Below are 12,346 nucleotides of genomic sequence, written 5' to 3'. Positions count from 1 at the left end.
GGCGCTTACGCGGGTACCATGGCGCGGATCGCCTTGAGGGTCGGTTCGTCCTTCACGCCGGCGATCAGCAGGGTGGTCACGGGGGAGTCCAGCCACAGCTCCAGCCGTTCGCGGATGCGGCCCAGGGGGCCGAGCAGGGAGATGGCGTCGGCCAGGGCGTCCGGGACGGCCTTGACCGCCTCGTCCCGGCGGCCCGCGAGGAACAGGTCCTGCACCCGCGCGGCCTCCTCGGCGTACCCCAGCCGGCCGATCAGGTCCAGGTGGAAGTTGCGGTCGCGGGCGCCCATGCCGCCGATGTAGAACGCCAGCGGGATCTTGGCCACCTCCAGCGCGGCCGTCAGGTCGTCGGTGACGATCGTGGTGACGGTCGCGGCGATCTCGAAGCCGTCCGGGCGGTCGCGCAGTGACGCGCCGAAGACCGGTTCGATGCGCTCCGGGTCGACGAACAGCGGCAGCCAGCCCTGGGCGATCTCGGTCGATAGCGCGACGTTCTTCGGGCCCTCCGCGCCGAGGTAGACCGGGATGTCCGGGCGGACCGGGTGCGCGATCGACTTCAGCGGTTTGCCCAGGCCCGTCACCCCGTCGCCCACCCCGTACGACCGCAGCGGCAGCGGGTAGTGCGGGCCGGGACTGGTCACCGGGTCGGCGCGTCGCCACACGTCGCGCAGGATCTGGACGTACTCGCGGGTGCGAGCGAGCGGACGGGCGAACGGCACGCCGTACCAGCCCTCCACCACCTGCGGCCCGGACGCGCCGAGCCCGAGCGTGAGCCGTCCGCCGGACAGCGCGTCGAGGGTCAGCGCGTGCATGGCGGTGGCGGCCGGGGTGCGTGCCGACATCTGCGTCACCGCCGTGCCCAGGCCGATCCGCGAGGTGCGCGCGCCGTACCAGGTCAGCGTGGTGAAGGCGTCCGATCCGTACGCCTCCGCGGTGAAGACCTGGTCATAGCCCAGGCGCTCGGCGGCGAGCACGGTTTCGGTGTCGTCCACGGGGTCCCGCTGCCAGTAGCCGAGGTTGATGCCGAGCCTCATGCGCACCTCCGGAAGAAGTAGAACGTGTTCCATTCAAACAGGAACAGACCGGCACACACCTGTCGAGGACGGATCGGCTGTGTGCGATGCTGTGCGTCGGCGGTACGCGGAGGAACCCGGTGAGACTCCGGGGCTGTCGCGCAACTGTGACCGGGGAGTTCGCCCTCACCGACGGCCACGGCGTAAGCCGGAAGGCCGAGGGCGGGTGACGATCCGGGAGCCAGGAGACTCCGGCCGCCACCTGCAGGCCACCTACGGGCGCGCAACCCGAGGAAGGACGAACACCGGGTGAACACCTACCCGTTCTCCGCCGTGGCGGGGCTCGAGGACCTCAAGCTCGCCCTGCTGATCAACGCGGTGTCGCCGTCGGTCGGCGGCGTCCTCGTACGCGGCGAGAAGGGCACCGCGAAGTCGACCATCGTCCGTGCGCTCGCCGGGCTGCTGCCGGCCATCTCCGCCGTGGCGGGCTGCCGGTTCTCCTGCGACCCGGACGCGCCCGACCCCGAGTGCCCCGACGGCCCGCACGACGACGCGGAACGGCAGGAGCGCCCCGCCCGGCTCGTCGAGCTCCCGGTCGGCGCGTCGGAGGACCGCCTCGTCGGCTCGCTGGACATCGAGCGGGCGCTCACCGAGGGGGTGCGCGCCTACCAGCCCGGCCTGCTCGCCGCCGCGCACCGGGGCGTGCTCTACGTCGACGAGGTGAACCTCCTCCACGACCACCTGGTGGACCTGCTGCTGGACGCCGCGGCGATGGGGCAGTCCTACGTCGAGCGCGAGGGCGTCTCGGTGCGGCACGCCTCCCGGTTCCTGCTCGTCGGCACCATGAACCCCGAGGAGGGCGAGCTGCGCCCGCAGCTGCTCGACCGGTTCGGGCTGACCGCCGAGGTCGCCGCCACGCGTGACCCCGACGAGCGCGCCGAGGTCGTACGCCGGCGCCTCGCCTACGAGGCCGACCCGGCCGGGTTCACGGCCGACTGGGCGCGCGCCGACGCCGAGCTGGCCTGGCACATCCGGGCCGCCCGCGACCGTCTCCCCGAGGTCGTGCTGTCCGACGGCGCGCTGCGGCAGATCACCGCGGTCTGCGCGGAGTTCGAGGTCGACGGGCTCCGGGCCGACCTGGTGATGGCCCGCGCCGCGATCGCGCTGGCCGCCTGGCACGACCGCGGCGCCGTCACGCCCGCCGACGTACGCCTCGCCGCGCGCCTCGCGCTGCCGCACCGGCGGCGCCGTGACCCCTTCGACGCGCCCGGCCTGGACGAGGACCGGCTCGACGACGTGCTGGACCGCACCGGCGACTACGACACCGAGGAGGACCCACGGCCCGGCTCCAGCCGGCCGAAGCCTCCCTCGCCGCCGGTCCCCGAGCCTCGGCCGCCGGCCGAGGAGGACGGCTCGGAGATCACCACCGAGGACCCCGAGCCCGAGCCCGAACCCGACCCGGACACCGATCCCGACGGCCCGGGTTCCGGCACGCCCCTGCCCGACGCGGTGGACCTGCCGGCCGAGGGGGCCCTGGTCGACATCGGCCAGGCGCTGTCGGGCAACGCGGCGTCCGGCGCCGACCGGCTGAAGACCTCCCCGGCCGACGCCGCCTACCGGCCGCGGCTGTTCGTCGTGCCGGGCATCGGCGAGGGCGCGCCCGGCCGCCGCTCCCGCTCGCGCACCCCGTACGGCCGTACGACCGGCGCCCGGCCGGGCTTTCGCACCGTGCACCTCGCCGGCACCCTCTTCGCCGCCGCGCCCCATCAGCGGTCGCGCGGACGCAGCGGACCGGGCCTGGTGATTCGCGCCGACGACATCCGCGAACCGGTCCGCGAGGGCCGTGAGGGCAACCTCGTGCTGTTCGTCGTCGACGCCAGCGGCTCGATGGCGGCCCGGCGGCGCATGCGCGCGGTCAAGGGCGCCGTGCTCAGCCTGCTCCTCGATGCCTACCAGCGGCGCGACAAGGTCGGCCTGGTCACCTTCCGGGGTCGCGACGCCGAGACGGCGCTGCCGCCGACCTCCTCGGTCGAGGCCGGCGCGCGCCGCTTGGAGGACCTGCCGACGGGAGGCCGTACGCCGCTCGCCGCCGGGCTGCTGCGGGCCGCCGGCGTGCTGCGCGCCGAGCACCTGCGCGACCCGGCACGGCGCCCGCTCGTCGTCATCGTCACCGACGGCCGCGCGACGCACGGCTCGGTCGACGACGCGCTGCGCGCCGCCGCCCTGCTGCGGGATGCCGCCTCGGTGGTGGTCGACTGCGAGAGCGGCCCGGTGCGCCTCGGCCTCGCGGCCCGCCTCGCCGAACGCCTCGGCGCCGAACTCGTCCGCCTGGAGGACCTGCCCGCCGACGGCCTGGCCGGCGTCGTACGCGATCGGAGGGTCGCCTGATGCCACAAGGCAAGCCGGAGAGCGTGCCGGACGACGGGCTGACCACGCGGCAGCGGCGCAACCGCCCGCTCGTGATCGTCCATACCGGCCAGGGCAAGGGCAAGTCGACCGCCGCCTTCGGGCTGGCGCTGCGCGGCTGGAACCAGGGCTGGCCGATCGGGGTGTTCCAGTTCGTCAAGTCCGCCAAGTGGCGCATCGGCGAGGAGCGCGCGCTGCGCGTGCTCGGCGCGTCCGGCGAGGGCGGGACGGTCGCCTGGCACAAGATGGGCGAGGGCTGGTCGTGGATCCAGCGGCCCGGCACGGAGGACGACCACGCCGCGGACGCCCGCGAGGGCTGGGAGCAGATCAAGCGCGACCTCGCCGCCGAGACCTACAAGCTCTACGTCCTGGACGAGTTCACCTACCCGATGAAGTGGGGCTGGGTGGACGTGGACGACGTGGTCGCCACGCTGGCGGCGCGCCCCGGCCACCAGCACGTCATCGTCACCGGCCGCGACGCCGACCCCCGGCTCCTGGAGATCGCCGACCTGGTCACCGAGATGGGCAAGGTCAAGCACCCCATGGACGCCGGGCAGAAGGGCCAGAAGGGCATCGAGTGGTGATCCCGCGGCTCGTGGTCGCCGCCCCCACGTCCGGGAGCGGCAAGACGACCGTCGCCACCGGGCTGATCGCCGCGCTGGCCGCGCAGGGCCTCGACGTCTCGCCGCACAAGGTGGGGCCGGACTACATCGATCCGGGGTACCACGCGCTCGCCGCCGGGCGGCCGGGCCGCAACCTCGACCCGTGGCTGACCGCCGAGGACCTCGTCGAGCCGCTGTTCCTGCACGGCGCGCGCGACGCGGACATCGCCGTCGTCGAGGGCGTGATGGGCCTGTACGACGGCGCGGCAGGTGCGGGGGAGTTCGCCTCGACCGCCCACGTCGCCAAGCTGCTCGGCGCCCCGGTGGTGCTGGTCGTGGACGCCGCCTCCGCCGGCCGGTCGGTCGCGGCCCTCGTGCACGGCTTCGTGACCTACGACCCCGGCGTGCGGATCGGCGGCGTGATCCTCAACCGGGTCGGCTCGGACCGGCACGAGGAGATCTGCCGCGCGGCGGTGGAGGAGACCGGCCTGCCCGTCCTGGGCGTGCTGCGCCGCCGCGACGACGCGGCCACGCCGTCACGTCATCTCGGCCTGATCCCGGCCGCCGAACGCCGTCCCGAGGCCCTCGCCACCGTCGAGCGCCTGGGTGCGCTCGTCGCCGAGGGCTGCGACCTGCGCGCCCTGGTCGCGCTCGCGAACACCGCCGGGCCGTCGGCCGCCGAGCCCTGGAACCCGGCCGTCGCCGCGCCGGCCGGGCGGGCGCGGATCGCGGTCGCGGGTGGCCCGGCGTTCACGTTCGGCTACGCCGAGAACGAGGAGCTGCTCGCCGCCGCGGGCGCCGAGGTCGTGCGGTTCGACCCCCTGCGCGACACCGCCCTGCCGCCGGAGACCGGCGGAGTGGTGATCGGCGGCGGATTTCCCGAGACGTACGCCGCGGAGCTGTCGGCCAACGAGCCGTTGCGCCGCGCGGTCGCGGCGTTCCGCGGCCCGATCTACGCCGAGTGCGCCGGCCTGCTGTACCTCGCCCGCCGGCTCGACGACCTGCCGATGTGCGGTGTGCTCGACGCGGAGGCGCGGATGACCGGGCGGCTCACGCTCGGCTACCGGGAGGCGGTCGCGGTGCGCGACTCGCCGGTGGCGCGGGCCGGTGAGCGGGTGCGCGGGCACGAGTTCCACCGCACCGTCTGCTCGCGGGGACCGGACACATCGCCCGCCTGGCAGTGGTCCGCCGAGGGGCCGGATGGCTTCACCTCGGCAAATTGCCTTGCCTCATACCTTCATCTCCACTGGGCTGGGATGCCACAGATGGCAATGCGTTTTGTGGGGGCCGCCGCATGACTTTCGACGAGGGTGTTCTGCTGGAGACCGAACGACTGCTGCTGCGGCCGTTCGAAGAAGACGACGCGAAGGACGTCCTCGCCGCCAGCGAGGACGCGGAGATCCGGCGCTGGATGCCATGGGCGGCGACGCAGACGATGCAGACCGCCGTCGACTGGTGCACGACGCACGCCCACACCGACCCGGCGCGGGCGATGAACTTCGCCATCGTCGCCGACGAGCGGTTCGCCGGCTCGATCGGCCTCGGCCGTACCGACTGGGCCGACGGCCGCGCCGAGGTCGGCTACTGGATGGCGCCCTGGGCGCGCCGCAGGGGGTACGCGGTCGAGGCGACGTGCGGCGTGGCCGCGTACGCCTTCGAGAAGGGCATGCACCGCATGGAGCTGCTCGCCGCGGTCGGCAACGTCGCCTCCCAGGGCGTCGCGGAGAAGGCCGGCTTCACCCGCGAGGCCGTCCTGCGCGAGGCGATGCTCATCGGATCCGGGCAGCGCTCCGACGCCGTGCTGTTCAGCCTGCTCGCGAGCGATATCTCATGACCGAGCGAAGCGAGGGAATCAAGGACGCGCCCCTGTGGTCACGCTCCCCGACGAAGGAGGGCTCATGACGTCTTTCGGACCTGTCAGGTTGCGTACCGAGCGCCTGGTCCTCCGGCCGCCCGAGGAAAACGACGCGCCCGACTGCTTCGCCGCCGTCGACCAGGTCGTGCGGCGGTGGATGCCGTGGGCGCAGGGGTACACGCTCGAGAGCGCGCGCCAGTGGTGCACCAAGGACGCGTTCCTCGACCCGCAGCGGCAGACCTCCTTCGCGATCGTGCCGGACCGCACCGGCCGGTTCGGCGGCGTGATCGGGATCAGCCGCGCCGACTGGGACACGGGCGTGGCCGAGACCGGCTACTGGATCGGGCCCGCCGACCGGCGGCACGGCTACGTCACCGAGGCGGTGCGCGAGGTGGCCCGCTACGCCTTCGACCTCGGCCTGCACCGGCTGGAGCTGCTCGCCGCCACCGGCAACCTCGCGTCGCAGCGCGTCGCCGAGCGGGCCGGCTTCACCCGGGAGGGCGTGCTCCGAAAGGCGCGTCCCACACCGGCCGGGCGGGCCGACATGGTGCTGTTCAGCCTGCTGAAGGGGGAGCTTTGACGACCGCCTTCGCGCCCGTGACGCTCCGCGCCGGCCGCCTCACCCTGCGGCCGATCGACGCGGGAGACGTCGACGCCTACCTGACCGCCGTGGACGACGAAGTCCGCCGCTGGATGCCCTGGTCGGAGGACTTCACCAGAGAGAAGGCCGTGCGCTGGTGCACCGAGGAGGCCTCCGGCGACCTGTCGCGGGCGCTCAACCTCGCGATCGTCCCGCCGGAGACCGGCCGGCTGGAGGGCGCGGTCGGCATCGGGCGCGCCGACTGGGACACGGGTGCGGCCGAGACCGGCTACTGGCTGGGCCCGGCCGCGCGCGGGCGGGGTCACGCCACCGAGGCCGTGCGCGCGGTGGCACGTCACGCCTTCGGGCTGGGGCTGACACGCATCGAGCTGCTCGCCGCGGTCGGCAACGTCGCGTCGCAGCGCGTCGCCGAGCGGGCCGGCTTCACGCGGGAGGGCGTGCTCCCCGAGGCCCGCCCCCTGCCCGGCGGAAAGATGGCCGACATGGTGCGGTTCCGGCTGCTGAAGGGGGAGCTGTGAGGCTCGTCGGCGTCGGGGTCGGGCCCGGCGACCCCGAGCTCGTCACGGTCCGCGGCGTGCGCGTGCTGCGCGAGGCGGACCTCGTACTCGTCCCGGTGATGGCGCCCGACGAGCAGGGCCGCGCCGAGGCCGTCGTCCGGGCACACGCCGACAAGGCCGAACGCGTCGTCTTCGCGCTGAACGACCGGGGCGGGGTGACCGAGCGCCGCGCGAACGCCTGGGACGCCGCCGCGCGCCGCGTCGTCGAGGCCTTCGAGCAGGGCGCCCGTACGGTCGCGTTCGCCACCATCGGCGACCCGAACGTCTACTCCACCTTCACCTACCTCGCCCAGTCCGTACGCGAGCGCGCGCCGGGCGTCGAGGTGGAGACCGTGCCGGGCATCACGGCGATGCAGGACCTCGCCGCGCGGTCGGGCACGGTCCTCGCCGAGGGTACCGAGTCGCTCACCCTCGTGCCGCTCACCGGCGGCGCCGGAGCGCTGCGGACGGCGCTGGCGACCGGCGACACGGTCGTGGCGTACAAGTTCGGCCGGGTCGCGGACGAGGTGCTGGCCGCGGTCGCCGACGCCGGACGGCTCGGCGGCGCGGTGTACGGCGCGCGGCTCGGCCTGCCCGACGAGGACGTCCGCCCGGCGCGCGAGCTCACCGGCCCGGTGCCGTACCTGTCCACCCTGATCGTGCCCGGACGCCGTACGTCCCTGGGCGGGAAACTGAAGGCGGGAGAGTCATGACCAGTGGCCGGGTGGTGTTCGTCGGGGCCGGGCCGGGCGCCGCGGACCTGCTGACCTTCCGCGCCGCACGCGCGATCGCCGAGGCCGACGTGGTGATCTGGGCGGCGAGCCTGGTCCACGAGGACGTCCTGACGCACGCACGCGCGGACGCCGAGATCGTCGACTCGGCGGCCCTGCCGATGGAGGGCGTGCTGCCCTACTACGAGCGCGCCGCCGCCGAGGGTCTCACCGTCGCGCGGATCCACTCCGGCGACCCGGCGCTGTGGGGCGCGCTGCAGGAACAGCTCGACCGCTGCGCGGACCTCGGCCTGGCCACCGAGATCGTCCCCGGCGTGTCCAGCTTCTCCGCGGTGGCCGCGGCGGTCGGCCGCGAGCTGACCATTCCCGAGGTGGCCCAGTCGGTCGTGCTGACCCGTCTCGGCGGCGGCAAGACGCCGATGCCGCCGGGCGAGGAGGTGCGGGAGTTCGCCCGGCACGGCACGACGATGGCGCTGTTCCTGTCGGCGGCCCGGTCACGGCAGCTCCAGGAGGAGCTGCTGGAGGGCGGCTACCCGCCGGACACCCCGTGCGTGGTCGCCTACCAGTGCACCTGGCCCGACGAGCTGATCGTGCGCTGCCGCCTGGACGAGCTCGCCGAGACCACGCGCGCGCACCGGCTGTGGAAGCACACGCTCGTGCTCGTCGGCCCGGCGCTGGAGGCGGGCGGAACCCGCTCGCACCTGTACCACCCGGGCCACTTCCACGGCCACCGGCGCGCCGACCCCGCGGCGCGAAAGGTGCTCCGGGGCGGGGCCGGCGGGTGAGGCTCGCCGCCGATTCGCGCCCGATCCGCGCCGCCCGGGCCGGGGCAGTGGTGATCAAGGACGCGGACCACGATCCTGACGTGACGCACGACGATCGAACAGGCGGTGGGGGAGTCTGTGGACCTGAAGACAAGAGGAGTACGCATCGTCATCTCGGTGCCCGACGGCGGGACGGCGGCCGGTGTGGCGCGCGGCACGGCGAACGGACGGCTCGCCGTCCTCGGCGGGATATCGAGCCTCGGCACGGCCGGGGTCGTGCGACCGTTCTCGACGGCGTCCTGGCGGGCGGGCGTCGAGCGGGCGGTCGCGGTGATGGCCGCGCGCGAGGAGCGCACGCTCGTCCTGTGCGCCGGGAGCGGCACCGAGAAGGGCGCGCGGCGGCTGCTGCCGCAGCTGCCCGAGGTGTGCTTCGTGGAGGCCGGTGACTTCACCGGCGCGGCGCTGCGCGGGGCCGTGGAGCACGGCGTCACCCAGGTGGTCTTCGTCGGGACGGCCGGCAGGCTGGCCAGGCTCGCCTCCGGCGTGCTGACGACGCACTACACGCGCTCGAAGGCGGACACCGACCTGCTCGCCGAGATCACGCGGACGATGGGCGGCCCGGACGAGCTGGCCGCGCGGGTCGCGGAGGCCGGCGCGGTGCCGCACGCGTACGAGCTGTGGGAGGGCGCGGGACTGCTGGGCCGGGCCGGGCGCGAGCTGTGCCGCCGGGTCGCCGAGGTGGTGGAGCGCCTCACCACGGAGGCCGGTCGCACGATCGCCGCCCAGGTCGTCCTCGTCGACCCCACCGGCCAGCGCATGATCGCGATGTACGGACGGCTCAGCAGATGATCACGGTCGTGGGTTGCGACGGGTCCCCGCTGCCGCGCCGGGCGATGGACCGTCTCTCCGCCGCCTCGGTGGTGGTCGGGGGACGGCGGCACCTGGAGGCGGTACGCCCGCCGGCGCACGTCCGCCAGGTGGTCATGGGCGACGTCGCCGCGGCCCTCGACCATGTCGGTGCGGCCGACGACGCCGTCGTGCTGGCCAGCGGCGACCCCGGGTTCTTCGGCATCGTACGGGCCCTGCGCGAGCGCGGCCACACGCCGGAGGTGCTGCCCGCGGTGTCCTCGGTGGCCGGCGCGTTCGCGCGGGTCGGCCTGCCGTGGGACGACGCGGTGGTGGTGAGCGCGCACGGCCGCGACCCGCGCACGGCGGTGAACGCGTGCCGGGCCATGCCCAAGACGGCCGTGTTCACCGCGCCCGGGTACGGCCCGGCGGAGCTGGGCGCCGCGCTCGCCGGCTGGGACGTCACGCTGTACGTCGCCGAGCGGCTGGGCTCCGGCGACGAGCGGGTCACCCGGTGCGCGCCGGCCGAGGCGGCGGCGCGCACGTGGGCCGAGCCGAACGTCGTGCTCGCCGTGCGGGAGCCGGCGCCCGAGCCGGCCGCGCGGACGCACAACCAGCCCGCCGCGCCGCCGCGTACGTGGGCCGGCGACGGCTACCGGCACCGCGCCGGGATGATCACCAAGTGGGAGGTGCGCGCGGTCGCCGTGGCCCGGCTCCGCCCGACCCTCGGCATGCTCGTCTGGGACGTCGGTGCCGGCAGCGGCTCGGTCGGCATCGAGTGCGCCGCACACCACGCCGCCGTCATCGCCGTCGAACGCGACCCGTCCGCCTGCGAGCTGATCCAGGAGAACGCCGGTGCGGGTGTGCGGCTCGTACGGGGCAGCGCGCCGGAGGCCTTCGACGGGCTGCCCGACCCGGACGCGGCCTTCGTCGGCGGCGGGGGGCTGGACGCGCTCGGCGGCGTGCTGGCCCGCCGCCCGGAGACGGTCGTCGCCACGTACGCCGCGGTCGACCGCGCCGCGGGGGCCCGCCGCGCGTTCACCGACGCCGGATACACCGTCGAGGGCGTGCAGCTCGCCGCCTCGCGCTTCGCCGACCTCCCGGGCGGCTCGTTCCGCCTCGACGCGCAGAACCCGGTGTTCCTGCTGGCGGGGAGGCTCTCGTGATCGGAGTGGTCGCCGCCACCGCGGGCGGGCGTACGGCCGCGGCGGCGCTTCAGGCGGCCTGGCCGGATGAGGTGCGGCTCCTGACCGATCAGAAGGCCGCCGACGCCCTGCGCGAGGCGTGGCGCACCTGCGACGCCGTGGTGAGCTTCCTCGCCGTCGGCGCGACAGTGCGCGTACTGGCACCGCTGCTCGGCCACAAGACGACCGACCCGGCCGTCGTCTGCGTGGACGAGTCGATGGCGTTCGCGGTCGCCGTGCTCGGCGGCCACCACGGCGCGAACCTCCTCGCCCACCGGCTGACCGGCGTGCTCGGCTGCACGCCGGTGGTGACCACCGCGAGCGAGGCGAGCAACGTGACACCGCTCGACTCCTACGGCGCCGACCTGGGCTTCACCGTGCACAACCACGAGCTGCTCGCGCACGTCGGAGCCGCCGTGCTGTCGGGAGAGCCGGTGCGCCTGGAGGGCGCCGAGGGCTGGCCGCTGCCGCCCCTTCCGCCGAACGTCTCGCCCGAGGCGCCGCCCGGCGGCCACCGGATCCTGGTCAGCGACCAGGCCGCGTACGACTGCATGTGCCACGCGGGCTGGTTCGACGGCGCCCTCGTCTACCGCCCGAAGTCCCTCGTCGTGGGCGTCGGCTCGGCGCGCGGGGTGCCGGCGGCCGAGGTGTCCGCGCTCGTGGACTCGGTCCTGGCCGAGGGCGAGCTGGCGCCCGAGTCCGTGCGCCACCTGGCGACCGCCGACCTGAAGGCCGACGAGGAGGGCATCCTCCAGGTGGCGCGCGAACGCGGCTGGGAGGTCGTCACCCACCCGGCCGGCGCGCTGGCCTCCGTGGCGGTGCCGAACCCCTCCGACGTCGTACGCGCCGAGGTCGGCACGCCCAGCGTCGCCGAGGCCGCCGCGCTGCTCACCGCCGGACCGGGCGCGCGGCTCGTCGTGGAGAAGCACAAGTCGGCGCACGCCACCGCGGCCGTCGCCCGGCTGAGGCCGCGCGGACGCCTCTCGATCGTCGGACTCGGCCCCGGCGCCCGTGACCTGCTCACCCCCCGGGCGGTCGCCGTGCTCCAGCGCGCCTCCGTCGTCGTCGGCCTGGACCAGTACGTCGAGCAGGTGCGCGACCTGCTCCGCCCCGGCACGCGGGTGCTCGCCTCGGGCCTCGGCCAGGAGGAGGAGCGGGCCCGTACCGCCGTCTCGGAGGCGACGGAGGGCCGGGCGGTGGCGCTCATCGGCTCGGGTGACGCGGGGATCTACGCGATGGCCAGCCCGGCCCTGGAGTTCGCCGGGGACGACATCGACGTCGAGGGCGTGCCGGGCGTCACCGCCGCCGTGGCCGCCGCGAACCTCCTCGGCGCGCCGCTCGGCCACGACCACGCGTACATCTCCCTGTCGGACCTGCACACGCCCTGGGAGGTCATCGAGCGCCGCGTCACGGCCGCCGCGGAGGGCGACTTCACGGTGTGCTTCTACAACCCGCGCAGCCGGGCCCGCGACTGGCAGCTGCCCAAGGCGCTGAGCCTCCTCGCCGCCCACCGCCCGCCCTCGACGCCGGTCGGGTACGTGCGCAACGCCGGCCGCCCCGACGAGTCGGTCACGCTGACCACCCTGGCGGAGGTCGACCCCGCCCGGGTCGACATGTTCACGGTCGTGGTCGTCGGCTCCAGCCGCAGCCGCACGGTGGCCGGGCGTTTCGTCACCCCCCGGGGGTACCGATGGGCCTGACCGTACGGACCACCTCGCGCTGCGGCGCGTGCCTGCCGACCCGCCCCGAACGCGCCATTCGGCCCCACGCGGGCGCCGACCGCGCGGGTCCCCGCCACGTCCTCTCCCGCC

General features: G+C 75.1%; 12 protein-coding genes and 1 riboswitch. Of the genes, 11 read left to right on the top strand and 1 reads right to left on the bottom strand.

Features of this window, described 5'->3' with window-relative positions:
* Positions 1-5: 5 nt before the first annotated feature.
* The gene (locus tag ABEA10_RS35490; protein WP_345471514.1) at positions 6-1,031 is read right to left on the bottom strand and encodes an LLM class F420-dependent oxidoreductase; all 1,026 of its coding nucleotides are present in this window, start codon (positions 1,029-1,031) and stop codon (positions 6-8) included.
* 109 nt (positions 1,032-1,140) lie between these two features.
* Positions 1,141-1,262, top strand: a riboswitch (cobalamin riboswitch).
* Positions 1,263-1,319: 57 nt separating this feature from the next.
* On the opposite strand from ABEA10_RS35490, the gene ABEA10_RS35485 reads away from it, so the two are divergent.
* The 11 genes from ABEA10_RS35485 to cobJ all read left to right on the top strand — a co-directional run bounded on the left by ABEA10_RS35485 (position 1,320) and on the right by cobJ (position 12,235).
* A complete protein-coding gene (locus ABEA10_RS35485; protein WP_345471511.1) occupies positions 1,320-3,398 on the top strand; it encodes a magnesium chelatase subunit D family protein in 2,079 nt (692 codons plus the stop codon).
* The gene (cobO, locus tag ABEA10_RS35480; protein WP_345471509.1) at positions 3,398-4,000 is read left to right on the top strand and encodes a cob(I)yrinic acid a,c-diamide adenosyltransferase; all 603 of its coding nucleotides are present in this window, start codon (positions 3,398-3,400) and stop codon (positions 3,998-4,000) included. The genes ABEA10_RS35485 and cobO overlap by 1 nt, the downstream gene beginning before the upstream one ends.
* The gene (locus tag ABEA10_RS35475) at positions 3,997-5,316 is read left to right on the top strand and encodes a cobyrinic acid a,c-diamide synthase CobB (protein ID WP_345471788.1); all 1,320 of its coding nucleotides are present in this window, start codon (positions 3,997-3,999) and stop codon (positions 5,314-5,316) included. Before cobO ends, ABEA10_RS35475 begins: the two co-directional genes overlap by 4 nt.
* The gene (locus ABEA10_RS35470) at positions 5,313-5,852 is read left to right on the top strand and encodes a GNAT family N-acetyltransferase (RefSeq protein WP_345471507.1); all 540 of its coding nucleotides are present in this window, start codon (positions 5,313-5,315) and stop codon (positions 5,850-5,852) included. The genes ABEA10_RS35475 and ABEA10_RS35470 overlap by 4 nt, the downstream gene beginning before the upstream one ends.
* Positions 5,853-5,916: 64 nt before the next feature.
* Positions 5,917-6,453: a GNAT family N-acetyltransferase gene (locus tag ABEA10_RS35465; RefSeq protein WP_345471505.1), complete on the top strand. Its 537-nt coding sequence runs from the start codon at positions 5,917-5,919 to the stop codon at positions 6,451-6,453.
* Entirely contained in the window at positions 6,450-6,992 is a 543-nt protein-coding gene (locus tag ABEA10_RS35460) for a GNAT family N-acetyltransferase (RefSeq protein WP_345471503.1), read from the top strand. The genes ABEA10_RS35465 and ABEA10_RS35460 overlap by 4 nt, the downstream gene beginning before the upstream one ends.
* Complete coding sequence (gene cobI / locus ABEA10_RS35455) at positions 6,989-7,723, top strand: precorrin-2 C(20)-methyltransferase (RefSeq protein WP_345471501.1); 735 nt, start codon at positions 6,989-6,991, stop codon at positions 7,721-7,723. The genes ABEA10_RS35460 and cobI overlap by 4 nt, the downstream gene beginning before the upstream one ends.
* Positions 7,720-8,526 carry a precorrin-4 C(11)-methyltransferase gene (cobM, locus tag ABEA10_RS35450; protein ID WP_345471499.1) on the top strand — a complete coding sequence of 269 codons (807 nt, stop codon included), beginning with the start codon at positions 7,720-7,722 and terminating at the stop codon, positions 8,524-8,526. Before cobI ends, cobM begins: the two co-directional genes overlap by 4 nt.
* A 117-nt stretch (positions 8,527-8,643) precedes the next feature.
* Positions 8,644-9,354 (top strand): cobalt-precorrin-5B (C(1))-methyltransferase, encoded by a 711-nt coding sequence (locus ABEA10_RS35445; protein ID WP_345471497.1) that lies wholly within the window; start codon positions 8,644-8,646, stop codon positions 9,352-9,354.
* Positions 9,351-10,517: a precorrin-6y C5,15-methyltransferase (decarboxylating) subunit CbiE gene (cbiE, locus tag ABEA10_RS35440; RefSeq protein WP_345471495.1), complete on the top strand. Its 1,167-nt coding sequence runs from the start codon at positions 9,351-9,353 to the stop codon at positions 10,515-10,517. The genes ABEA10_RS35445 and cbiE overlap by 4 nt, the downstream gene beginning before the upstream one ends.
* Positions 10,514-12,235: a precorrin-3B C(17)-methyltransferase gene (gene cobJ, locus ABEA10_RS35435; protein WP_345471493.1), complete on the top strand. Its 1,722-nt coding sequence runs from the start codon at positions 10,514-10,516 to the stop codon at positions 12,233-12,235. The genes cbiE and cobJ overlap by 4 nt, the downstream gene beginning before the upstream one ends.
* The last annotated feature ends 111 nt before the right edge of the window (positions 12,236-12,346 follow it).

Origin of the sequence: Actinoallomurus oryzae, assembly GCF_039541955.1 — a bacterium.
Taxonomy (GTDB): domain Bacteria; phylum Actinomycetota; class Actinomycetes; order Streptosporangiales; family Streptosporangiaceae; genus Actinoallomurus; species Actinoallomurus oryzae.
This window is presented reverse-complemented; position numbering and strand designations above follow the sequence as displayed.